Genomic DNA, 25,634 nt, shown 5'->3' with positions numbered 1-25,634 from the left:
TTTTGAACCAAACTAATCAAAGACTATACAGATTAACGAAACAATCTCTCTCAATAGTATTATTACTATGTTGCTCTTTAGTAGCTTGGTCACAACAACCAGCTCAAGACTCAGTAAAAACGGGATTTAGTTTAGGTAAAATTAGAATACCTAACCCAAATAGTGTTGAATCTAAATATACTTATGATTCATTAACAGATAGATATATCTACACAGAAAAAATAGGAGCGTTTAATATTAACTACCCATTAATCCTAACGCCTAAGGAATACTACGCATTAGTTGCAAAAGAAAATTTACGAAGTTATTACAAAGAAAAAATTGACGCTTTTGATGGAAAAAAAGATGGTACAGCAGACGAACAAAAAAATTTACTCCCAGAATTTTATGTAAACTCAGGTTTTTTTGAAAGTATTTTTGGAAGCGATACTATTGAAGTTATTCCTCAAGGATCTGTTGAAATGGATTTAGGTGTCCTTTTTTCAAGACAAGATAATCCATCCTTTTCACCAAGAAACAGAAGTAATTTTACGTTTGATTTTGATCAAAGAATCAGTTTGAGTTTGGTAGGTAAAGTAGGTACAAGACTTCAAATAAATGCTAATTACGATACCCAATCTACTTTTGATTTTCAACAACTTATTAAATTAGAATATACACCAACTGAGGACGATATTATTCAAAAAATTGAAGTTGGTAATGTGAATATGCCTTTAAATAGCTCTTTAATCACAGGAGCGCAAAGTTTATTTGGTGTAAAGGCACAACTTCAGTTCGGAAAAACCACTGTTACAGGTGTGTTTTCTGAGCAAAAATCTCAAGCTAATACTGTCATTGCTCAAGGTGGAGGGACCCTTGAAGAATTTGAATTTTTTATCAGAGAATATGATGAAAACAGACATTTTTACTTATCTCAATATTTTAAAGATGAATACGATAATGCTTTAGCAAATTATCCATTTATAAATAACAAAGGACTACAAATAACCCGATTAGAAGTTTGGGTTACCAATAGAAGTAATAGAACAGAGAATGTTAGAAATATAGTGGCGCTTCAAGATTTAGGAGAGTCATTTTACAGTTCTGCACAGCCTGAAAATGACAACTTATTATTAGATCCTATTCCTGTAGGTTTCATTAATACACCTATTCCTTTTCCAGATAATGGTAATAATGATTTTGACCCAACTACTATAGGTACAGGCTCCATTTTAACACAACAAATTAGAGATATCTCTACTGCAGACCAAGGTTTTGGTACTTTAAATGCTCAAGTTAATGAAGGTGGAGATTATGCAAAACTTGAAAATGCTAGAAAATTAATTAATGGTCAAGAGTATACATTAAATACTGAGTTAGGTTATATATCATTAAGTCAACGTTTAAATAATGATGAGGTATTAGCCGTAGCCTACCAATATACAGTAGGAGGAAAAGTGTATCAAGTTGGTGAATTTGCTAATGATGGTGTTGATGCTACGGATGTAGAGACTAATAACCAAGGGCAAGTAACTTCTGTAGTCAATACAGCTTTAGTCTTAAAAATGCTAAAAAGTAGTATTACTAATGTTAATCAACCTATTTGGGGTTTGATGATGAAAAACGTTTATGATACTGGGGCTTTCAATTTAAGTCAAGACGATTTTACATTAAATATTTTTTATAATGAAGCATCACCTTTAAATTACATAACACCAGCAGGAGGCCCAGGTACCAGTTTTGCTCTCGATATTAATGGAAACCCTGTTGCACCAAGTACTCCTAGTGACGATTTAATAGAAAACTCCCCATTGTTGCGTGTTTTTAATCTTGATAAATTAAATTTTAATAATGACCCACAATCTAGAGGAGATGGTTTTTTTGATTACGTTCCTGGAATAACGGTAATTCCACAAAACGGAAAAATTGTGTTTACTAGTGCAGAACCTTTTGGTGAATATCTATTTGATGTCCTTGGAGGTGGTGATTATGATAATGATGCTTCATATAACGAAAATCAAGAAAAGTATGTTTATGATATACTTTATAAAAGCACTAAAACTGCAGCTTTAGATGAGGTTGAAAAAAATAAATTCAAATTAAAAGGGCGTTATAAATCTACTGGTGGTGGCGATGGAATTCCTATTGGTGCATTTAATGTCCCTCGTGGATCAGTTCGGGTTACAGCTGGTGGGCGTGTTTTGGTAGAAGGTATTGATTATACTGTAAATTATCAACTAGGACGTGTTCAAATTCTAGATGAATCTTTAAAAGCATCCAATACACCCATTCAGGTTTCAACTGAAAATAATGCTGTTTTCGGTCAGCAAACAAGACGTTTTACAGGGTTAAATGTAGAACACAAATTCAATGAAAATTTTGTTTTAGGTGCCACCTTATTAAATTTAAATGAGCGCCCTGTAACGCAAAAAGCAAATTTTGGTTCAGAATCTATAAATAATACCATTTTCGGATTAAATGGAAATTACTCTACCAAAGTGCCTTTTTTAACACGATTAGCCAATAAATTGCCAAATATTGATACGGATGTAGAATCTAATTTATCACTTCGTGGTGAATTTGCTTATTTAGCACCCGGTGCTCCAAAAGGAACTGATTTTAATGGAGAAGCGACCTCTTATATTGACGATTTTGAAGGCTCGCAAAACGGTATTGATTTAAAATCGCAGCAATCTTGGTTTTTATCAAGTAGACCTTTAGATATTAATGGTAATGATATTGTAGATGAACAAGAAGATAGAGCTGGGATAGAAAACGGTTATGGCAGAGGGCTTTTAAACTGGTATACTATCGATCCTATTTTTTACAGTAATCAACGACCTGGCGAAATATCTGATGATGATGTTTCAAACCTATACACGAGTCGTGTGTTTATTAACGAATTGTTTCCTGATAGAGATTTAGTGCAAGGTCAAAACTCGGTATTATTTACTCTAGATTTAGCCTATTATCCTGAAGAGAGGGGGCCATATAATTTTGAGCCTGGTGCTGAAGATAATGTGTTAGACAATCCAATTGATAGTTGGGCAGGTATAACAAGACAAATTACTTCAACCGATTTTGAACAGCAAAATGTAGAGTATATTGATTTCTGGTTACAAGATCCATTTCAAGATAATCCAACAAACCCAGGAGGTAAGTTGGTGTTTAACTTAGGAAACATTTCAGAAGATATTATAAAGGATGGTAAAAAGCTATATGAAAACGGATTGCCAGAGGATGGAGATGTTACCATATTAAGACAACAACCAACAAGTTGGGGAACTATTGTGCCACAAAATCAATCATTAATTTACACGTTTGATACTACAGGTGAAGACCGCGTTAGGCAAGATGTTGGTTATGATGGTTATATAGATGCTATAGAAGCTTCACCTTTAGATAATCCAGATAATGACCCAAGAATAACTGAACTAAATTCAATTTATTCTAATTTTGAAAATCTAGAAGATCCTTCCAATGACAACTATTCATACTTTTTAAATGTAGATGGTGATATTTTTCAACGCTATAAAAAGTTTAATGGCGTAGAAGGGAATACCCCTGATACGTTTACAAATACTCAAAGAGCATCTAATACACAACCCGATGTAGAAGATATAAATCGTGATAATACCATGAATACGATTGATAGTTACTTTGAATATGAATTAGATTTAACAAGACAAAATTTACCACAAACACAGGCTGATTTTGATAACCTTCCAGATTCAAATCCATTAAAAGAATTTTTAAGAGACTTTAAAGATAGACCTCGTGCATTTCCTAACGGAGAGTCTGAAAATGTAAGATGGTACCAATTTAGGGTTCCTGTTCAAGGTAGTCATGTTAAAGCGGTTGGAGGTATAAATGATTTACGTTCTGTAAGGTTTACAAGAATCTATCTAAAAGATTTTCAAGAAACAACTATATTCCGTTTTGGAACTCTAGATTTAGTTAGAAGCGATTGGAGACGATATACGCAAGCTTTAGATAAAAATGATCCTACGCCCGAAGATGCACAAACCGATTTTTCAGTAGGAGTCATTGGTACGCTTGAAAATGAAGGGAGTTATAAAAGACCTCCAGGGATTGAACCAGAGCAGTTATTTAATAATAATACGGTTGTGCGTCAAAACGAACAATCTTTGGTTGTTAAAACATGTAATCTAGAAACTGAAGATTCAAGAGCTGTATTTAAAAATATAAATCTGGATATGCGTCAATATAAACGTATTAGAATGTTTATGCATGCTGAAGATGGGGAATCTGGAACTGGAAATTTAGCGAGTGACGAATTAGTTGGATTTATTAGAATGGGTAATGACCTTACCGAAAACTACTATCAAATAGAAATACCGTTACAAGTATCTACATCTGTAACACGAGAGGGTTTATGGCCAGAGGCTAACGAAATTAATTTACCTATTGAAATTTTAGGAAAAATTAAAGCTCAAGGCATATCAGATATGTCTTTAAGTAATGAAGACCCTACATTTTACGATGTTATAAATGGGGATATCCAATTGGTTACTAATCAATTTGCAGGATATCTTGCTGGTCAACATCGTGTTGGAATCAAAGGGAATCCTAATTTTGGTGATATAAGAACACTTATGGTTGGTGTTAAAAATGCAACACAAGATAATGCGCTTTGTGCTGAGGTATGGTTTAATGAACTGCGTTTATCAGATTTAGATAACGAAGGGGGTTGGGCAGCTGTTGTAAGTATGGATACTAATATTGCAGATTTTGCAAATATTAGTGCAACAGGAAGACAAAGCACTTCTGGATTTGGCTCTTTAGAGCAGGGTCCAAGCCAGCGTAGTTTGGAAGATGTTAAGCAATATGATGTGGTTACCAATATTAATGTTGGTCAGTTACTTCCAAAAAAATGGGGCATTCAAGTGCCATTTAATTATGCGCAAAGCGAAGAATTGATAACACCAAAGTACGATCAGTTTTACAAAGATTTAACCTTAGATTCCAGGTTGGACGCCGCAGATAGTAATGCTGAACGTGAGGCTATAAAACAACAATCTGAAGATTATACAAAACGACAAAGCATCAACTTTATAGGTGTTAGAAAAAATAGAACTACAGATGCGACACCACGTTTTTATGATGTTGAAAACGTTACTTTAAATTATTCTTACAACAAAGTAGAACATAGGGATTTTGAAATAGAAAACGCTGTTAATAAAACCCTGCGTATCGGCGCAAATTATGCGCACAACTTTAATCCAATAACTATTGAGCCGTTCAAGAAAAACGATTCTCTTTTTACTGGTAAGTATTGGAAAATTTTGAAAGATTTTAATTTTAATCTATTACCAACAAGTTTTACAGTTAATACGGATATAAATAGACAGTTTAATAAACAAAAATTCAGAGAAGTTGATTTAACGGGGTCTAATATAGGTATTGAAGAATTATTTAGAAGAAATTACACCTTCGATTTTCAATATGCAATTAATTATAATTTAACCAATGCGTTACAGCTTAATTTTCAAGCAGCAAATAATAATATTGTTCGGAACTATTTTGTAGATAATGATTTAATTGCTGGTGAGCAAGATGCAGATTTAGATGTTTGGGATGGTTTAATGGATGTTGGAGATCCAAATAGGCAAACTCAAAACCTTGGTATAACCTATCAATTGCCTCTTAATAAAATCCCAACCTTTAGTTTTATTGATGCAACATATCAGTATACAGGAAGTTTTCAATGGCAAAAAGGATCTGATTTATTTGGTAATTTAGAGGTTAATGGGGAAACTTATGATTTAGGAAACACCGTTCAGAATTCAAACGTTCATAATATCAACACCTCTTTGGATATGAATCGTTTTTATAAATATATTGGCTTGGTTAAAAAACCGATTAGAAGAGTTAGAAAAAGAACGAATCCAGGTGGTGCGCCTCCGGGAGCAAGACCAAATGAAGATGATAAAAAGAAGGTGTCTAGACCAAAAAGTCAAAGTGTTACTAAGCTTTTAAATGCCGGTGTTGATGTATTAACCAGTATTAAAAGAATTCAAGTAAATTATTCTGAAAATAACGGTATATTCTTGCCAGGGTACAGACAAACTCCCGGGTTTATAGGAACTTTAAAACCAAGTGTAGGTTTTACATTTGGTAGTCAAAGGGATATACGAGATTTAGCGGCAAGACGTGGATGGTTAACAACTTTTGATGAGTTTAATCAGCAGTATACATCAACAAGTACAAAACAGCTTGATATTTCTGCAAGCTTACAACCTTTTAAAGATTTAAAAATCGATATTGTTGGAAACAGAGCCTACTACGAAAATTTCACTGAAAACTATCAAGCACCAGATACTGATGGCGATGGATTTAGTGATGAGTATATTGCTTTAACGCCAAACACATTTGGAAACTTCAATATTTCAACGGTTTTAATTAAAACAGCATTTGGTAAAAGTGACGAGATAAATTCTCCAGCTTTTGATGAGTTTAGAACAAACCGATTAAAAATTGCAGACCGTCTAGCTGAGAAATTCTACGGAACTACCACCTATTCCAGAGATATAGAAGGATATCCTGAAGGCTTTGGTAAAAACAGTCAAAAAGTATTGTTACCTTCATTTTTGGCAGCTTATTCAGGTCAAGATGCGAATAAAATAACAACCAATGCTTTTAGAGATATTCCTATACCCAATTGGGATTTAAAATATACAGGTTTCATGAAGTTTGGATGGTTCAAAAAACGCTTTAAACGCTTTTCTGTAACACATGGCTATCGTTCAGCATACACCATCAACCAGTTTAATACTAATTTGAATTTGAATTTAGATCCTAATGATAACGAGGCCCCTATTTCTGGTGTGCCTTATTCAAGTCAGCCTCAAGCGGCATTAGATCAATCTGGAAATTTAAAAAACGAACGTTTATTTAGCAATATTAACTTAACTGAATTATTCAGTCCGTTAGTTAGAATTGATATGGAAATGAAGAACTCTGTTAGAATTCTAGCGGAAATCAAAAAAGATAGACTTTTGTCTTTAAGTTTTGATAATAACTTGGTTACCGAAGTTCAAGGGAATGAATATATTTTAGGATTAGGGTATAGAATTAAAGATTTACGTATTCGCTCTAAACTAGCAGGCCCTAAAAAACGTATTGTTAGCGATTTGAATATGAAAGCTGATATCTCTATTAGAGATAACAAAACGATTATTCGTTACTTAGATTTAGAAAATAATCAGATTACCTCCGGACAAACTATTTGGGGATTGAAATATTCAGCAGATTATGCGTTTAGTAAAAATTTAACTGGAATCTTTTATTTTGACTATACGTTCTCAGACTATGCTATTTCAACAGCTTTTCCGCAAACAACAATTCGTTCTGGATTTACCGTCAGATATAATTTTGGTAATTAATTAGTTATCTATTTGAATTTAAGATTTGAATAAATACATTTGCTGAATTAATATAATTAAAATCATAAAATGAACATTCCATCAGAATTAAAATATACTAAAGACCACGAGTGGGTTAAATTAGATGACGATATAGCAACTATTGGAATTACTGATTTTGCACAAAGTGAATTAGGTGATATTGTTTATGTTGAAGTGGAAACTTTAGATGAAACTTTAGAAGCTGATGAAGTTTTTGGCTCTGTAGAAGCAGTTAAAACAGTATCTGATTTATTTTTACCATTATCTGGTGAAATTATTGAATTCAACGAGTCTCTTGAAGATGAACCAGAAGTTGTAAACTCAGACCCATATAATGCGGGTTGGATGATAAAAATAAAATGTTCTGACTTGTCTCAGGTTGATGGATTACTGTCTGCCGAAGATTATAAATCACTTATAGGTGCTTAAAAAAGTTGCTTTATTAGGAGCTTTAGGATATACGATTACATTAGCGACGGTTTCTTTAATATCCTTAAAAGGCCTTCCAGAGGTGCAAATTTCCTTTGCTGACAAAATATTTCATTTTTTAGCGTATTCCTTTTTTGTTTTTCTATGGTATTTTGCGTTGTTCTACTTTTTTAATTTCAAGAAAATAAAAGCGATAGGTTATGCTTTTATTTGGGCTATATTGTTTGGTTTAATTATTGAAATTTTACAAGATACTATTACAGCATCAAGAGCTCTAGATGTTTATGATGCTATAGCAAACACTTTAGGAGCGTTAATTGCTTCGGTAGTGTTATGGATTAAAAAAAGTTTGCACGTTAAAAAATCTTAAACGCTTGCTTTTTTGATAAATAAATAGTTATTTTAGCATTCTTGATAAACGATTTAAACTATGGAACCTAAAAAAAATCCTAAAGCAAATGTTGGACGCAACAGTTCACTTTACTTCGCCATTGGATTAGCAGTAATGTTATTCATAACAAATTACGCAATCAACTATAAGACATATGATAAAGCTGATATTGATATTGGTATGGTAGATATGGATGAAGAATTGGAAGAAGAAATCCCATTAACTGAACAAATTAAAACACCCCCACCACCTCCTCCACCTCCTGCAGCGCCAGAAGTTATAGAGATTGTTGAAGATGAAGTTGAAATTGAGGAAACAGTTATAGAATCTACTGAAGTAGATCAAGAAACAGAAATTGTAGAAGTAGAAGAAGTAGAAGTAGAAGAAGTAGAAGAAGATATTGATGTACCTTTTTCAGTTATTGAAAATGTTCCAGTTTTTCCAGGATGCGAAAAGGGAAACAATAATCAGAAAAGAGACTGTATGTCTAAAAAAATATCTCAATTTGTAAATAAAAAGTTTAATACAGAGTTAGCTAGCGATTTAGGTTTGTCTGGAAGACAACGTATTAACGTGATTTTTAAGATTGATAAAACGGGTAGTGTAGTTGGTATTCGTGCTAGAGCGCCTCATCCAGGATTAGAAAAAGAAGCAAAAAGAGTTATAGGCTTATTGCCAAAAATGAAACCAGGAAAACAACGTGGAAAGCCAGTAAACGTTCCCTATTCGTTACCAATTATTTTCCAAGTTCAAGATTAAGGATAAACAACTTTACTTATAAATATTGAAACCTCGAAGTTGATTTTCGAGGTTTTTTATTTTTCATTCTTTTTGAGAGGTGAAACTATAATTTTGTAGTTTTTATTAAGTTATATAAAATCCGGTTACAGTTTTGTAATGGGATTTCCTTTTGGTATGCTTATTGAGACTTTGTCATAATATTAACATTTAAACTATAATTATTATGAAATGAGCATAAACAAAATGGTGTTTATTTTGGTCAAACAATAATTTTGTTTTGCGAATTACATTTGACTTTAGTTTGAAATAAAACTTTAACAAATGAAAAATCAAAAGAATTCTCACGAACTCATTCGGCAAAATGAGCAAATCGTGAAAAAATCACAAAAGCATGAAGCAAATTTACAAAAAAACTCAAGCCTTTATTTTCAAATAGGGTTGATTGTATGTTTATTGGCAGCATTTGGACTGCTTGAAATGAATTTTGAAACAACAATTCCAAAAGTAGCAGAAGTTTTACCTCCAGACGAACCAATTGAAATCTCAATTGAAAACTTTAAAGTTTATGAAGAACCTAAAACAGAGGTTCAGCCTGAAGTTGAGGTTAAGAAAAAAGTAATATTAACAGATAAAGTAAAAGAAGTAGATAATGATTTCAAATTGGAAAAAGCTCTTGAAATCGTTACAAGTGAACAGAATACGTCTTCAGAACCTACAATAGACCCTGGAAAGGTGCTAGTCTTAGATAAACCTGATGAACCTATGTTTATCGGTTCTGTTCAAAAAGTTCCAATTTATCCTGGATGCGAAAGAGCAAAAAACAATCCAGAAAGAAAAAAATGTATGTCTGAGAAAATCGGAAAGCTTATTCAAAGGAAGTTTGACGGAAATGAGATTGCTTCATATTATGGTTTGACAGGTAAACAAAGAATTAACGTGCAGTTCACAATAGATAAAACTGGACATGTAACAGATATTAAAACCAAAGCGCCACACCCTAAGTTACAAGATGAAGCTGTTCGCGTTATCAATTTCATCCCAGAAATGACACCAGGAAAACAGAACAACAAAGATGTAGGTGTAATTTATACACTGCCAATAATCTTTGAAGTTCAGTAAATAAAAACGCATTTATAATTTCATGCTTTTAAAACCGTTATCATTTTATATTAGCGGTTTTTTTATGAACTTAATTTATATCGAGTTCTCAAATACCTAACCACTCAATTTTAGAAGTGTTTATCAAATTATAAATAGGACTAAAATCTAAAATTATAGTATCTTTCTAGCCTCAATCAACTCTTAACAAGAAAACATGAAGCAATTCATTGTACTACTCCTGGTTTTAGTTCAATATAATTCCTATTCGCAAAATACTTTTTTATCTGAAAAACCACCTGTTTTTCCAAATTGCGAAGCCGTAGCTATTGATTCTCTTCAAGCCTGCTTCGATAAAAATATATATAATACCCTATATGAAAAATTTAAAGTTCCAGAACAAGTTTCTAAAGAGAATTATAAAGGTGAAGTTGTTGTTATTTTTGAAGTAGATACAACAGGACAGTTTCAAGTTGTTTATACTGATGCATTTTATGATGAATTAAAAAAAGAGGTTAAACGTTTGTTTTTAGAATTTCCGAAGATTAAACCTGCAACGTATAATGGTAAAAAAACATATAAACAATATTCAATTTCTATTAGAATTCCTTTAACTGATCAATCAGTAACTGCAAATAAGGAAATTAAAGCAAACGAAATATCTAAGTTAGAGGTCGCCGCTAAAAAAGAATTTGATAAGATTGATAAAGCTTTAAAAGCCTCTGAAAACAAAGCTTTTAAAAGTCAATTAAATATTCAGTTTACACATAGTGATTATGCTAGGTTTGATAGACAGATGAATCTTATTGGAACAAATAGTCATACCGCATCTAAACCATTTGTTTATGAAGCCGTTTCAAACTATTATGATTTTGAAGCGGAACAAGAACGATTGAAAAAACAAACCGAAACTTGGGGAGGGAAAAAGTTGTGGAACGAGCATTTGGTGGAGTTACAAGGCGAAGATTATTGGTTTACTGTCGATCCTATTTTAGATTTACAAGTAGGTAAGGACACCGATGCGGAATTTAATTCAACATTTAATAACACCAGAGGGTTTGTCATACAGGGTGGATTAGGCAAAAAATTAAATTTCTATTCTTCTGTTTTTGAAAGTCAAGGGCGATTTGCAGATTATGTTAACAGGTATGCGGAAAGTTTAAAAGCCTTTGGTCCAGACCCAGCAATAATTCCTGGGCGTGGTATTGCAAAACGTTTTAAAACAAATTCTTATGATTATCCAGTTGCCGAAGCTTATTTGTCTTTTACCCCAGCTAAATTTATAAACATTCAATTTGGGCATGGTAAAAACTTTATTGGTGATGGTTACCGCTCGTTATTATTGAGTGATGTGGCGAGTCCACACCCATTTTTAAAATTGAATACTAAATTTTGGAAAATTAAATATACCAATACTTGGATGTGGTTAAAGGATGTGCGCCCTGAAGTGGAGCAGGATAAAGCCTTTTTGACCAAGTATATTGCGAATCATTATTTAAGTTGGAATGCTTCAAAACGTTTAAACATTGGTTTATTTGAATCTGTTTTATGGACAAATTCTAACGATAGAGGTTTTGATGTAAACTATTTAAATCCAATTATTTTTTACAGAGCCATTGAGTTTGAAACGGGTCAAGGTGCAGGTAATGCTTTATTAGGGGCTTCAGCTAAATATAAATGGAATGATAACATAAACATGTATAGTCAGTTTATTTTAGATGAATTTTCATTAGGTGATGTGAAAGCTGGAGAAAAAAGCTGGAAAAACAAATTTGGCTTTCAATTAGGAGTGAAATATTTTAATGCGTTTAAAGTTGATAATTTACTAGTGCAGTTTGAATATAACCGTGTGCGCCCTTACACCTATTCGCACAATACGATTGTGTTGAACTACGCGCATAACAATCAATCTATGGCGCATTTATGGGGAGCCAACTTTAGTGAAGCTATTATTATTGGTCGTTACAGATACAAACGCTGGTTTGGCGATGCTAAATTAATTTTTGGAACGCGCGGATTAGATTTTAATAATGGTACTAACGATTTTAATTATGGTGGAGATATTTATAGAAGTGAAGTCGACAGACCTTTTGATACTGGTGTTGAAGTTGGACAAGGCTTAAAAACAAAAACGTTTAATGGAAATTTACAGGCGGGCTTCTTAATAAATCCTGCTACTAATTTAAAAGTATTTACAGATATTACGGTTCGGAATTTTAATCCAGAGGCTACAACAGCGTCAACTTTTAAAAATAATACCGTTTGGTTTAATTTTGGACTGAGAACCGATTTGTTTAATAGGTATTTTGATAATTAAATGACTGTTTTGTCATTCCCTAGAAGGTGGGAATCTCTTCAACTGAAGTTTTAAATAATAACCCCTAGCCTCCAAAATACAATGACTTCTAATATCTAAGTATTTTTAGTCTAAACGATGTATTTATCGGAAATTAAATGGATAACAAACTGAAGACTGTTTTCTAAATACAGGCTGTCAAACATTAAAAAATTTACCAGTTAAAACCATTGCTCAAATTGCTTTTAAGGCGTATCTTTGCACTCGCAATGCAAAAGCCGTCAAGAACATACAACATTGAGTAATTCGAAATCTTTATCAACAACGCCCTCTTTAATCACAGATTTTAAGGAAATCACAAAAATGCGATTGGCATTAAGTGTCGTGTTTTCCTCGCTTGCCGGGTATTTGCTAGGTGTTGAAACTTTTGATTTTAAAACATTAATATTATTAGCTTTAGGCGGTTATTTTATGGTTGGCGCATCAAATGCGTTTAATCAAATTATTGAAAAAGATTTGGATGCCTTAATGGATCGGACTAAAAACAGACCTATTCCTGTAGGACGCATGTCTGTTAACACGGCATTTATTATAGCATCTGTTTTTACGCTTGCTGGTATAATTATATTATATACCATCAATAAGCAAACAGCTATGTTTGGTGCGATATCCATTTTTATTTACACTTGTGTGTATACCCCTTTAAAAACCAAAACACCTATTGCTGTATTTGTTGGAGCTATTCCCGGAGCTATCCCGTTTATGTTAGGCTGGGTTGCCGCTACAGACGATTTTGGTATTGAGCCAGGAACCTTATTTGCGCTTCAGTTCTTTTGGCAATTCCCACATTTCTGGGCTATTGGTTGGTTTTTATATGAAGATTATAAAAAAGGTGGGTTTTTTATGTTGCCTACAGGAAAGCAGGATAGAGGCACTGCAGTGCAAGTTATAATGTATACCATTTGGACGATTTTAGTATCCATTATTCCTGTTTTTGGTTTTACTGGAGAGTTGCATCTATCTATAGTGGCAGCAATACTAGTTTTTCTTGCAGGTTTATGGATGTTGTATTACGCCATAGGATTATTTAAAAAAATGACTGAAAAAGCAGCAAAACAATTAATGCTTGTAAGTGTTTTTTATATCACTTTAATACAAATTATTTATGTTGTTGATAAATTTATCAGATAAATTATGGATTTAACACAAGGTACTAAAGAAGAAAAAAATAGCAGAGCAAAAAAAATGATGCTTTGGTTCGGGATTATTTCCTTGATTATGTCTTTTGCTGGATGGACAAGTGCTTTTGTAGTAAGCAGTTCTAGACCGGATTGGTTAAAAGATTTTGTTTTACCAAATGCCTTTATAGTAAGCACTGTTGTAATAATTATAAGTAGCTTAACTTTTATTTTAGCCAAACGTGCTTTAAAAAGGGGTAATCAAAAAGCAACTTCGCTTTGGTTGTTCGCTACATTAATTTTGGGAATTATTTTTATTTTTTATCAGTTTTCAGGTTTTCAACAAATTATTGATTTAGGTTATAATTTTACAGGACCAACAAGTAATGTAACGATGTCTTATATTTATTTAATAGCTATTGTGCATATTTTACACGTTGTTGTTGGGTTAATTTGTCTATTGGTCGTAATTTATAATCATTTTAAACAAAAGTATAATGTCACTAGTATGTTAGGGTTTGAGCTCGCTGCTACGTTTTGGCATTTTATAGATATACTGTGGGTGTATCTCTTTTTATTTTTATATTTTGTGCGTTAAAACACAACAATTTTTAAAAACCCTTATTTAGTGTGGTATTGTCGTTTTTTTTATACTTTTTAAAATATAGTAATTCATGTTTTATTAGATAAATAAAATCATTATTTTTGTGCAACTTTTAAATAACAACCATTATATATGAGTACAGTAGTAGCAGAAGGCAAAACTTGGGGAGGTGGCAACCAACCGCTTAAAGTAAGTTATGGTAAAATGATGATGTGGTTTTTTATCGTATCAGATGCTTTAACGTTCTCAGGGTTTTTAGCAGCCTACGGATTTTCAAGATTTAAATTTATTGATGCGTGGCCAATTGCAGATGAGGTGTTTACTCACTTTCCGTTTTTACACGGTGTAGATGCGCCAATGTATTATGTGGCATTTATGACGTTTGTTTTAATCATGTCTTCAGTAACTATGGTATTAGCCGTTGATGCTGGTCACCATTTAAATAAAGCCAAAGTAACCATCTATATGTTTTTAACCATAATAGGTGGTTTAATATTTGTAGGGTCTCAAGCTTGGGAATGGAATACATTCATTAAAGGAGATTATGGCGCAGTACAAACTAAAGGTGGAAATATTTTACAGTTTGGGCATTATGTTCAAAAAGATGGGGAACAAGTATTTAAACGTGTAGCCGTAAGAGATTTTGCTATTGCTGCAGAACATCAGGATAGAGCGCAACACCAGAGTAAAAACGGAATTTGGTATGTTGATGAGGGAGCACTCCCAAATTACACTGTAGATGAAGTAATTCATGGTTTACAAGCTAATAAAGATGTTTTAGTACGTACTCAAATTATAAATGAGGAAGGCGAAAAAACAGTATTATCAAGAGAAGAGTCTATAAACCAATTAACTAAAAATGGTAAGTTGTATGTTGAAGGAGCTAACCTGCATGTAAACGAATATGGTTCACCACTTTTTGCTGATTTCTTTTTCTTTATAACAGGATTTCACGGATTTCACGTATTCTCTGGAGTTGTTATTAACATCATTATTTTCTTCAATGTTGTTTTAGGAACTTATGAAAGACGCGGAAGTTACGAGATGGTTGAAAAAGTAGGTCTCTATTGGCACTTTGTAGATTTAGTTTGGGTATTTGTATTTACATTCTTTTACCTTGTTTAATAAATAATATGCGCCAATAGCCAAAAGCTAAAGGCCAAAAGCAAATTTAAAATGGCACACGAACATAAATTAGAAATATTTAGAGGATTATTAAAATTCAAATCTAATACTCAAAAAATTTGGGGAGTTTTAATTTTCTTAACCATTGTAACTGTAGTTGAAGTTGCTTTAGGTATTTTTAAACCAGAAGCTTTAATGGGAAAAGTTTTAGGAATGAAAGCCTTAAACTGGATATTCATTATTTTAACAATAGTAAAAGCATATTACATTACTTGGGATTTTATGCACATGCGTGATGAAACAAAAGGGTTAAGGCGCACGGTAGTATGGGTAGCAATTTTTCTTATCCTTTACTTAATATTCATCTTATTACAAGAAGGCGGTTACGTTTTTGAGGTATATGACAATGGATACATAAAAGGAGATTTTTAAGTATTACCAAATAAATTTCAAAATATAAAATGAGTCCCGCTAGTTATTTGGTGGGATTTTTTTTGAAATAAAAAGTTGTTTTAGGACTTGTCATACCCTTCAACCACAATCAGAGATGGCGCTTACGCTTAGGCTTTACTCGCTGATTTCTATTTTAAATTAATAGAATGCATGAATATTAATATTTTAGCAGTCGATTTATATTGAAAACTGTTAGAGCAGTAACAAATGCTTCAATCCCTAACATACATCTGTCAAGGCAAATAAAAAGCCAATATGCAAGTCGTCAGAAAGAAACGCTAGTGTTATTATAACAAGACGTTAAATAACAGAATTAAAGCGGTTTTTAAATCCGCTTTTTTTATTTTTGCAAAACAATTTAATACAATAGAAATACCGGTATTTAATGGATTATAAAAAAGTAAAGCGATATGTAGTTTTAGGGATTTTATTCTTCCTTCCGGTTGTTTTTTTATTGTTTCTATACCCAGCAACACATAATTATACACCCTTAGATATTGTTAATGAATCGGTTTTAGATTTAGACAACTTCACATCAAACTCAAAAGAAAAAGTTATTTTGAAAAACCACATAACAGTTCTTGGTTTTTTTGGAAATGATGTTGAAAAAAGTAGTACAACAGCATTAAATTTAAAGGAGTTGATTTATGATAAATTTAAAGGATTTAAAAAATTTCAAGTCGTTATTTTAATGCCAAAAGGCACAGAAGAAGTTGTAAAAACTCTAAAGGCAGAAATTAGTTCTTATCAAGATTTAAGATTCTGGCAATTTGTTTTTGGAGAACCAAGTGATATAAAACGTGTGTTTTTTAGTTTAAAAACTAAAGGAAACTTATCAGCTAACTTAGCAACCAATCAAGTTTATGTTATAGATAAAGATTTAAACCAACGTGGTAGATTAGATGATAGAACTGATAATGAGCTAGAAAAAAATAAACCTGTTTATGGTTTATATGCATACGATTGTATTGAGGTAGCAGAAGTAAAAAATAAAATGAGTGATGATTTACGAATTCTCTTTACAGAATATAGGCAAAAGCGAAAAGGCGAATTTAACTCTGACACAAGGCGTGCAAGCGATTTAAAATCTGAAAATGATGAGTAAAAAATCAAATTATTCATATATAGGAATAGCTTTTATTATTCTAGTTTTTGGAATTATTTTTATACCAAAAATTGTAGATAGAATATCAAACAATGACATTTCAAGACAAGAGAGCAGAAGCAATCTAAAAAAATCAGAAGCTTCTAGAAAGTCTGATTTAGTTTTTATTTCTAATAATGGTGAAAACAGAAAAGTTCCAGATTTTTCTTTTATAAATCAAGATGGAAAGACCATCACAAATAAAGATTATGAGGGTAAGGTGTATGTTATAGAATTCTTTTTTACAACCTGCCCAACCATTTGCCCAAGAATGAATAGAAACCTAATTCAAATTCAAAATGAATTTAAAGATTTTGAAGATTTTGGTGTAGCATCTTTTACTATTAATCCGGATTATGATACGCCAGAAGTACTCAAAGCTTACGCTGAAAAATACAAGGTTACAAATCCAAATTGGCATTTAATGACGGGAGATAAAGAAGCTATATACAAACTATCTAACGAAGGATTTTATATTTATGCTGCTGCAAATGATAGTGTAGAAGGCGGTTTTGAACATTCAGGGAATTTTGCGCTTATTGATAAAAAGGGTTATATAAGATGTAGAGTAGTAAATGGAAATCCCATAATTTATTATAATGGCATAACTTCTGAGTCTGAGAAAACAGATGAAGACGGTAAAGTTGAAGAAATTAGTGCATTAAAAGAAGATATTAAAAAGTTACTTAACGAGTAAGAATATCATTCTTAGTAAAGCGAAGACTCTTATAAAAAGAATTATGACTGAAGAAAAAAAAATTTTAAACGATAAAAAATACAACAAACTAATAGTTGTACTATCGATAGTGATACCAATTGCAGTAGCCGCACTTTTTGGAATTAAAATTGATGTAGAACTGCCCGTATTCTTACCGCCTATTTACGCCGTAGTTAACGCAGTAACGGCATTTATTTTAGTATTAGCGTTCATGGCAATTAAAAAGAAAAAAATAAAGCTTCACGAAAGGCTAATGAAGTTTGCTATAGTGTTATCAGTGCTATTTTTACTCTTGTATATTGCGTATCACATGACTAGTGATTCTACTAGATTTGGTGGAGAGGGTTTTGAAAAGCATTTATACTATTTTATACTAATAACTCATATTTTATTGTCAATTATAGTGATTCCATTTGTTTTAATCACTTATGTAAGAGCTATAACCAACAATATTGAGAAGCATAAAAAAATTGCAAAAATCACATTTCCATTATGGCTTTATGTTGCTGTAACTGGGGTTATAGTTTTTTTAATGATATCGCCTTACTATAATTAATATGAAAAACAGGATAGCTTTTTTTCTATTTTCTTTTCTGTTTTTTTTAAAAAGTAATGCACAATGCGCCATGTGTCGCGCCGTTTTAGAAAGTGAAGAAGGACAAACAGCAGCGGAAGGTATTAATGACGGTATAGTTTACCTTATGGCTATACCATATATACTTGTTGCCGGTATTGGTTACTTTATTTATAGAAAATATAGTAAGTTAAAAAAGTAATAAAAAATTGTTAGTGTTGATTTTGTAACATTTCTTTACATTGTTAGTCTAAGTTTAAAAGCTATAATGCTTAAAATAATCCTGCCATGTTAAAGATTCATCAACTTCATAAATCCTATCCTATAGGAGATTCAAGCTTACATGTTTTAAAAGGCATAGATCTTTCTGTAAAAGAAGGAGAGATGGTCGCAATTATGGGCTCTTCGGGTTCTGGAAAATCTACATTACTGAATATTATTGGTATGTTAGATGAGGCTGATGAAGGCGAATATATTTTAGATGGGCTTCCTATAAAAGACCTAACCGAAAAAAAAGCAGCTGTTTATAGAAATAAGTTTTTAGGCTTTATTTTTCAGTCATTTAATCTTATCAATTACAAAACGGCACTAGAAAATGTGGCGCTTCCACTGTATTATCAGGGCATGAAGCGTGCAGAACGGCAAGAGTTAGCGATGTTTCATTTGGAAAAAGTAGGTTTAACAGATTGGGCAAAACATTTACCTAAAGAACTTTCTGGAGGGCAAAATCAACGTGTCGCCATAGCCAGAGCGCTTGCAGCCAATCCTAAATTATTATTGGCTGATGAACCAACGGGGGCCTTAGATACCAAAACATCTTACGAAATCATGGCCTTTATCCAACAATTAAACGACGAAGGTAAAACCATATTAATGGTAACTCATGAAGAAGATATTGCAAATATGTGCAAACGTATCGTCAGGTTGAGAGATGGCATTATTATGGAAGACACAAAAGTAACTCAAGTAAGAGCTGAACAATATGTTTGATTTAGACCTTTGGCGTGAAATATTTCAAAGTATAAACAAAAATAAAACAAGGGCATTACTCTCTGGTTTTACGGTGGCTTTTGCTATTATGTTATTTACTATCCTCTTTGGTATTGCTAACGGTTTAGAAAACACTTTTGAAAAATTCTTTATCAGAAGAGCTGAAAATGCCATTAATATTCGGTTTGGAACAACTTCAAAACCTTATAAAGGGCTTCAAATTGGAAGACAAATTCAGCCTACAAGTGCAGATTTAATCTATTTGAAAAAGGAATTTGGTGATAATATTGAATACATATCATCAAAAATATCTAGAGGTTATCAAGTTAAATACAAAAAGCAAAAAGGAGGTTATACCATATCTGGTGTATCTCCTGATTATCAATATATAGAAAAAGCCGAAATTGAAGACGGACGTTTTATTAGCTTAAAGGATATATATACTAAGGATAAAGTTTGTGTTATAGGGCGTCTTGTTGAGGAAGATTTGTTTTTAAAAGAATCTGCAATGGGTAAGTATATCGATTTAGAAGGGGTTCAGTATAAGGTGGTTGGAGTGTATTCAGATGGAGGAGGTGACAGTCAAGAACGCGTCATTTATGCGCCATACACAACAATTCAAAGACTGTATCTTGGTAATGATGATATTGGAAATATATCGCTAACATATAACCCGAATTTAAGTGTAGATCAAGCTTTAGCTTTAGTTAAAGACATGACTGTTAAATTAAAAAATAAATTCGATATAGCACCTAATGATCAACGCGGAATAAGAATTGGAGATGGTGTACTTAATGCAAAAAAACGACTTGATAATATTTCATCTGGTCTCGGAGCCCTTATTCCTATTATAGGATTTGGTACGTTAATCGCTGGTATTTTAGGAATCAGTAATATCATGATTTTTATTGTAAAAGAACGTACTAAAGAGATAGGTATTCGTAAGGCATTGGGAGCCTCGCCTAAATCTATTGTGTCTATTATATTATTGGAGTCCATATTAATAACAGCTATTACGGGATATATTGGTTTATTGATTGGTGTTGGTATTCTAAAAGCTGTTGGTTCTAGTTTAGAGCGGTATTTTATTACTAACCCAAGTGTGAATTCATCTATTTTATTGACTGCAACCATTGTTTTAATAATAGCTGGAGCTATCGCAGGATTTTTACCAGCAAAAAGGGCCTCAAAAATAAAACCTATTATAGCTTTAAGAGATGGTTAAATGATAAAATTTTTATTAGAAAAAGATACCTGGCAAGAAGTGTTTGACAGCCTTAGTAAAAATAAACTTAGGTCTATTTTAACTATGGTTGGCGTTTGGTGGGGTATACTTTTATTAATAGGCTTACTAGGTTCTGCTAAAGGTGTTGAGAATAATTTTAACACGAGGTTTCAAAATTATGCTACCAATAGTTTGTTTATTTTTAGTGGCACAACAACGATTCCTTTTAAAGGCTATCAAGAAGGGCGACGAATAAAGTTAAAACTTGATGATGTAGAAAAAATTAAGAAGAATGTAATAGGGGTTGAGTACGTTTTGCCCAGTTTAAGAGGACAAATTACAGCAAGTAGAAAGACTTTATCCGGAGGTTTTGGTCTTAATGGAGAATTTCCATTTCGGGATGCATTAGCAAAAAAGAATCTTTTATGGGGTAGATATATAAATCAAAATGACATAAATGATCGAAAAAAAGTGATTGTTATATCAGAAGATGTGTATAAACAATTATTTGAAAAAGGAGAATACCCAATAGGCAAATTAATAAAAGTAGATAATTTAAATTTTATAGTTATTGGTGTATTTGAGGTGGTAAATGTAGGAGGGCCACCAATTGAAGCTGATATGCCTTTTACAACGTTTCAACAAGTTTATAATCGTGGGAATGATATTGATGTACTAACGATTACTGGTGATGCAGATTTTGATATTAATCAACTAGATGCCGATGTTAAGTTATTACTTAAAAACATACACGATATTCACCCAGATGATAATAGAGCGCTTAATGGTTTTAATCTAGGAGACCGTTTTGAACAGTTAACAGGGTTTATAGTAGGTATGCAATTCCTAACTTGGTTTGTGGGTATCGCAACCTTAATAGCAGGCGTGTTTGCTATTGGAGGTATTTTGTTAATATCGGTGAAAGAACGAACTAAAGAAATTGGGATAAGACGCGCTTTGGGAGCAACACCATATTTAGTTAAGCGACAAATCATTGTAGAAGCTGTAGCCATCTCATTAATTTCTGGTCTTTTAGGGATTATAAGTGGCGGTTTAATATTAATATTGGTAAATAAATTTGTAGGACAAGGCGAAGATGCTTTTATGCGAAATCCATCGGTATCCATAGGTATGGTGTTTTTTGCATTACTAATAGTAATTTTACTAGGCACCTTAATTGGCCTAATTCCTGCTTTTAAAGCCACGAGTGTTAAACCAATTGACGCATTAAGAGAAGAATAAATTAATTAATATAAAATGAAAAAATTTTTAAAAATCGTTTTTATTGTAGTAGCAATATTGTTATTTGCTTGGGTATTAAAATATTTTTACGATGCTAACAATAAAGCTCCAGAAACATTCAGCACTGAAACCCCTTTTTACACCTCTATTAGTACTAAAATAGTAGCTACGGGTAGTCTTAACCCAGAGGAAGAAATTGAATTAAAACCTCAAATTACAGGGATTGTAGATGCTATTATGGTAGAAGAAGGCGATATGGTTAGTAAAGGGGGGCTAATTGCTAAAATTAGAGTCGTACCAAACGAGCAATCTTTAGTAAGTGCCAACAGCAGACTTAATAGTTCTAAATTTTCATATGATAATGCCAATATTTTGTATAGGAGAAATAAAGTATTATTTGATAAAGGAGTTATTTCAAAACAAGATTTCGAAAATAGCGAATTGTCTTTCAATCAAGCTAAAGAAACTTTGCAACAAGCTCAAAATGATTATCAAATCATTAAAAAGGGTTCTATTTCAGGTGGTAGTTCAGCAAACACCAATATTATTGCTCAAATAGCAGGAACAGTATTAGAAATCCCCGTTCGAGTTGGAGACCAAGTGATTCAAAGTAATAACTTTAATGCAGGAACAAGTATAGCTACCATTGCAAATATGAGTAATATGATTTTTGAGGGGACTGTTGATGAATCTGAAGTTGGGAAACTCAAAGAAGGAGAACCAATAGCTGTAGTTATTGGGGCGCTTGATGAGAAAAAGCTTCCTGCTAAATTAACTTTTATAGCTCCAAAGGGGGTTTCTGATAATGCTGGGGCGGTTCAGTTTACTATAAAGGCTGATGTTGAAGTAGAGGTGAAAGCTAATATTAGAGCAGGTTATAGTGCTAATGCGGAGATAGATATAGAAAGTAAAGACAGTATTTTTAGCATTAAAGAATCATTAGTTCGTTTTGATAGAATTACTGAGAAGCCTTTTGTTGAAATACAACAAGAAGATGATACGTTTAAAAAACAAGACATTAAGCTTGGTTTATCTGATGGCATTAATATTGAAATTGTTGATGGTATTCAAGAAGGTGATAAAATTAAAGTATGGAATAAAGTATCTAAAGAAAATTAATACTCTCGTATATGATTAGTTTAAATATTAAACAGATGAAATATAACCTATTACTAATAGGGCTGTTTTTATCAGTTTCATCGTTTGCACAACAAAAAAAGTGGACACTCATTGAATGTGTTAATTATGCTTTAGAAAATAACATGTCTATTCAGCAATCTGAATTAGATTTAAACTTGGCAGATATAGAAAAATATCAAGCTATTGCTAATTTTTTACCTAATTTAAATGCAAATTCTTCATATAATATAAACACTGGTGCGAATATTAACCCAGCTACCAACCAGTTTGAAAATGCAACGTTCCGTTCTGCCTCTGGAGGTGCAACTTCTGGAATTAATATATTTTCTGGCTTACAAAATTGGAAAAATCTACAACGTGCTAAAATAAATAAGTTGGCAACAACCTATCAATTAGAAAAAATGAAAGATGATATTTCGTTGTTTGTTGCAAATTCTTTTTTGCAAATTTTAGCGAATAAAGAAAGACTTAAAGTCTTACAGGACCAAAATAGAATAACAAAAGAGAATATAAAAAACACACAAGAGTTAGTTGATTCAGGAGTACTACCGCAAGGAGATTTATTAGAAAGTAAAGCAACAGATGCCACCCAAATACAGCAAATTATACAAGCAGAAAATACGCTATTCATATCAAAATTAAGTTTGGCTCAAACCTTACAACTAGAAGATTACGCTAATTTTGACATAGTTGAAACAGATTATGGATTAGTCTCTAGTGATATATTAGAAAAAAATCCAGAAGAAATAATAGTAAAAGCAAAAGAAGTTGTTAATGATTTAAAAATAGCAAGTTCTAATTTAGAACTAGCTAAGAAGGATTTAGAAATAGCCAGAACAGATTTTTTTCCAACACTCTCAGGATTTTTAAGTTATAATGCCCGATGGTCTAGCTCGCAATCTAATCCTTTTACAGGAGAAGAAATTAACTTTGCAGATCAATTATATTTATTTGATGGAACGGCTATAGGCCTTAGACTAAATATTCCAATATTTAATAATTTTAATGTTAGCAATAATATAAAAAGGAGGAAAATAAATATAAGCAGATTAGAATTTCAAGCAAAACAATCAGAACTAGATTTGGAGTCAACAGTTTATCAAGCCTATAATGATGCTAAAAATTCAAGAAAATCTTATGAAGCAGCTTTAAAAGTGGAAGAAGCTCGACAGTTGGCTTTTAATTATGCTCAAGAACGTTACGAGGTTGGTTTATCTAATGCATTTGATTTAAGTCAATCTAGAGTTCAACTTGATAATGCGCAATCAGATGTTATCAGAACTAAATATGATTATATTTTTCAATTAAAAGTTTTAGATTTTTATTTTGGAATTCCTATCACAAATCTAAATTAGAAAATTGGCTTTAATACTAAACATAGAAACGGCAACAACCAATTGTTCTGTTTCACTTTCAAAAGATGGTGAAACTATGGTTTTAAAAGAGGATAATGACAAAAGCTATTCGCATGCAGAACGACTTCATGTTTATATAGACGACGTTTTAAACGAAGCTAAAATGAGCTCTAGTGATATAGACGCCATTGCTGTTAGTAAAGGTCCTGGGTCTTATACTGGCTTACGTATTGGGGTTTCAGCAGCTAAAGGCTTGTGCTTTGCACTTGGTAAGCCATTAATTTCTGTCTCAACTTTAGAAGCTTTAGCGTATCAAATTAAAATGGATAGTGGTGTTATTGTTTCCATGTTAGATGCAAGGCGCATGGAAGTATATTCAGCCATTTATGATTCGAATTATACTCAAATAAGAGACACTGAAGCACAAATTTTAGATAATACGTCTTTTAGTAATTATCTAGAAAAAGGAAAAGTTTATTTTATTGGTAATGGTGTTGAGAAAACAAAAAGCTTAATAGACCATCCAAATGCTGTTTTTGTTGAAGATAAATTACCTTCAGCAAATGAAATGAGTAGGTTAGCTTTAAAAAAATATAAAATAAGCGACACCGAAGATGTCGCTTATTTTGAACCTTATTATTTGAAAGATTTTGTGGCTTTAAAACCTAAAACTAAATCTTAAGCATTTTTACGTATTTCAACTTGATGTGGGTAAGGAATTTCTATACCAGCTTTATCAAGTGCTTCTTTAACGTCTTCAGTAATTCCGAAGTAAACATCCCAATAATCGTCTGATGTACTCCAAGGTCTTACAGCAAAGTTAATTGAACTATCTGCCAACTCAGAAACATTAACAGTAGGTGCTGGTGATTTTAGAACCTTTGGATGCGATGTTAAAACATTCATTAGTACTTCTTTGGTTTTCTTAATGTCAGAATCATAACCAACCCCAAAAGTTAAATCTACACGACGTGTACCTTCAGTGGTATAATTGATAATATTTCCGTTTGATAAAGAGCCATTAGGAATGATAATTTCTCTATTTGATAAACCTGTTAATTTAGTTGTGAAAATTTCAATTTCTTTAACAACTCCTATTTCTCCTTGGGCTTCAATTAAATCTCCTATTTTAATAGGTTTAAATATCATTAATAAAACACCTCCGGCAAAATTACCTAAAGAGCCTTGTAGCGCTAAACCTATAGCTAAACCAGCTGCTGCTAAAATAGCTGCAAATGAGGTAGTTTCAACGCCAATAGTTCCTAATAAAACAACTATTAAAATAATTTTTAAGATCCAGCCTAATAAGTTTAATAAAAACTTTTGAAGACTTTCATCATAGTCTCTTTTAGACATTATTTTTTTTGTGGTCTTAAGGATTTTTTTAATGACCCATGAGCCAATAATCCAAATAAGAATAGCTCCAAGAATTTTTAATCCGTAATCTAAAGCTAACTGTAGCCACTTTTCTGTATTAATGTTTTCTAAATTCATAAATTTTTAAGTGTTTAAATGATAAAAAAAG

General features: G+C 32.2%; 21 protein-coding genes. 20 read left to right on the top strand and 1 reads right to left on the bottom strand.

Annotated elements, in window-relative coordinates; genetic code table 11:
• Nucleotides 1-2 precede the first annotated feature (2 nt).
• The 20 genes from sprA (at nucleotide 3) to tsaB (ending at nucleotide 24,791) form a co-directional block, all read left to right on the top strand.
• Complete coding sequence (gene sprA, locus P8K68_RS02120; protein WP_300247721.1) at nucleotides 3-7,385, top strand: cell surface protein SprA; 7,383 nt, start codon at nucleotides 3-5, stop codon at nucleotides 7,383-7,385.
• A gap of 69 nt (nucleotides 7,386-7,454) precedes the next feature.
• A complete protein-coding gene (gene gcvH, locus P8K68_RS02115) occupies nucleotides 7,455-7,835 on the top strand; it encodes a glycine cleavage system protein GcvH (protein WP_300247719.1) in 381 nt (126 codons plus the stop codon).
• A complete protein-coding gene (locus P8K68_RS02110) occupies nucleotides 7,828-8,205 on the top strand; it encodes a VanZ family protein (protein ID WP_300247718.1) in 378 nt (125 codons plus the stop codon). Before gcvH ends, P8K68_RS02110 begins: the two co-directional genes overlap by 8 nt.
• Nucleotides 8,206-8,265: 60 nt before the next feature.
• Nucleotides 8,266-8,985, top strand: a complete 720-nt coding sequence (locus P8K68_RS02105) for an energy transducer TonB (RefSeq protein ID WP_300247716.1) — start codon at nucleotides 8,266-8,268, stop codon at nucleotides 8,983-8,985.
• Nucleotides 8,986-9,288: 303 nt separating this feature from the next.
• Entirely contained in the window at nucleotides 9,289-10,086 is a 798-nt protein-coding gene (locus P8K68_RS02100; RefSeq protein WP_300247714.1) for an energy transducer TonB, read from the top strand.
• A 196-nt stretch (nucleotides 10,087-10,282) separates the two neighbouring features.
• A complete protein-coding gene (locus P8K68_RS02095) occupies nucleotides 10,283-12,382 on the top strand; it encodes a gliding motility protein RemB (protein ID WP_300247709.1) in 2,100 nt (699 codons plus the stop codon).
• A gap of 276 nt (nucleotides 12,383-12,658) precedes the next feature.
• Nucleotides 12,659-13,552: a heme o synthase gene (cyoE, locus tag P8K68_RS02090; RefSeq protein WP_300247707.1), complete on the top strand. Its 894-nt coding sequence runs from the start codon at nucleotides 12,659-12,661 to the stop codon at nucleotides 13,550-13,552.
• Between the two features lie 3 nt (nucleotides 13,553-13,555).
• The gene (locus tag P8K68_RS02085; protein ID WP_300247705.1) at nucleotides 13,556-14,137 is read left to right on the top strand and encodes a heme-copper oxidase subunit III; all 582 of its coding nucleotides are present in this window, start codon (nucleotides 13,556-13,558) and stop codon (nucleotides 14,135-14,137) included.
• A 138-nt stretch (nucleotides 14,138-14,275) separates the two neighbouring features.
• Nucleotides 14,276-15,268: a cytochrome c oxidase subunit 3 gene (locus P8K68_RS02080; protein ID WP_300247702.1), complete on the top strand. Its 993-nt coding sequence runs from the start codon at nucleotides 14,276-14,278 to the stop codon at nucleotides 15,266-15,268.
• Between the two features lie 51 nt (nucleotides 15,269-15,319).
• Nucleotides 15,320-15,700, top strand: a complete 381-nt coding sequence (locus tag P8K68_RS02075) for a cytochrome C oxidase subunit IV family protein (RefSeq protein WP_300247700.1) — start codon at nucleotides 15,320-15,322, stop codon at nucleotides 15,698-15,700.
• Between the two features lie 406 nt (nucleotides 15,701-16,106).
• Nucleotides 16,107-16,826: a hypothetical protein gene (locus P8K68_RS02070; RefSeq protein WP_300247698.1), complete on the top strand. Its 720-nt coding sequence runs from the start codon at nucleotides 16,107-16,109 to the stop codon at nucleotides 16,824-16,826.
• Entirely contained in the window at nucleotides 16,819-17,562 is a 744-nt protein-coding gene (locus tag P8K68_RS02065) for an SCO family protein (protein WP_300247696.1), read from the top strand. The genes P8K68_RS02070 and P8K68_RS02065 overlap by 8 nt, the downstream gene beginning before the upstream one ends.
• Before the next feature lie 43 nt (nucleotides 17,563-17,605).
• A complete protein-coding gene (locus P8K68_RS02060) occupies nucleotides 17,606-18,139 on the top strand; it encodes a DUF420 domain-containing protein (protein WP_300247694.1) in 534 nt (177 codons plus the stop codon).
• A gap of 1 nt (nucleotide 18,140) precedes the next feature.
• Nucleotides 18,141-18,359 carry a hypothetical protein gene (locus P8K68_RS02055; RefSeq protein WP_300247692.1) on the top strand — a complete coding sequence of 73 codons (219 nt, stop codon included), beginning with the start codon at nucleotides 18,141-18,143 and terminating at the stop codon, nucleotides 18,357-18,359.
• An 86-nt stretch (nucleotides 18,360-18,445) separates the two neighbouring features.
• Nucleotides 18,446-19,147, top strand: coding sequence for an ABC transporter ATP-binding protein (locus tag P8K68_RS02050; RefSeq protein WP_300247690.1), 702 nt, complete (start codon nucleotides 18,446-18,448; stop codon nucleotides 19,145-19,147).
• Nucleotides 19,140-20,372, top strand: a complete 1,233-nt coding sequence (locus P8K68_RS02045; RefSeq protein WP_300247688.1) for an ABC transporter permease — start codon at nucleotides 19,140-19,142, stop codon at nucleotides 20,370-20,372. The genes P8K68_RS02050 and P8K68_RS02045 overlap by 8 nt, the downstream gene beginning before the upstream one ends.
• Nucleotides 20,373-21,614, top strand: a complete 1,242-nt coding sequence (locus tag P8K68_RS02040) for an ABC transporter permease (protein WP_300247686.1) — start codon at nucleotides 20,373-20,375, stop codon at nucleotides 21,612-21,614.
• Between the two features lie 15 nt (nucleotides 21,615-21,629).
• Nucleotides 21,630-22,733 (top strand): efflux RND transporter periplasmic adaptor subunit, encoded by a 1,104-nt coding sequence (locus P8K68_RS02035; RefSeq protein WP_300247684.1) that lies wholly within the window; start codon nucleotides 21,630-21,632, stop codon nucleotides 22,731-22,733.
• A 35-nt stretch (nucleotides 22,734-22,768) separates the two neighbouring features.
• Nucleotides 22,769-24,109: a TolC family protein gene (locus tag P8K68_RS02030; protein WP_300247682.1), complete on the top strand. Its 1,341-nt coding sequence runs from the start codon at nucleotides 22,769-22,771 to the stop codon at nucleotides 24,107-24,109.
• A gap of 4 nt (nucleotides 24,110-24,113) precedes the next feature.
• The gene (gene tsaB, locus P8K68_RS02025) at nucleotides 24,114-24,791 is read left to right on the top strand and encodes a tRNA (adenosine(37)-N6)-threonylcarbamoyltransferase complex dimerization subunit type 1 TsaB (protein WP_300247680.1); all 678 of its coding nucleotides are present in this window, start codon (nucleotides 24,114-24,116) and stop codon (nucleotides 24,789-24,791) included.
• Here tsaB and P8K68_RS02020 read toward each other — a convergent pair.
• The gene (locus P8K68_RS02020) at nucleotides 24,788-25,603 is read right to left on the bottom strand and encodes a mechanosensitive ion channel domain-containing protein (protein ID WP_300247677.1); all 816 of its coding nucleotides are present in this window, start codon (nucleotides 25,601-25,603) and stop codon (nucleotides 24,788-24,790) included. The two genes, tsaB and P8K68_RS02020, sit on opposite strands and share 4 nt — an antisense overlap.
• Nucleotides 25,604-25,634 lie beyond the last annotated feature (31 nt).

Source organism: Algibacter sp., from assembly GCF_029245835.1.
Taxonomy (GTDB): Bacteria; Bacteroidota; Bacteroidia; order Flavobacteriales; family Flavobacteriaceae; genus Algibacter_B.
The sequence above is the reverse complement of the archived record's forward strand: the minus strand, read 5'-3'. Positions and strand labels throughout refer to the sequence as shown.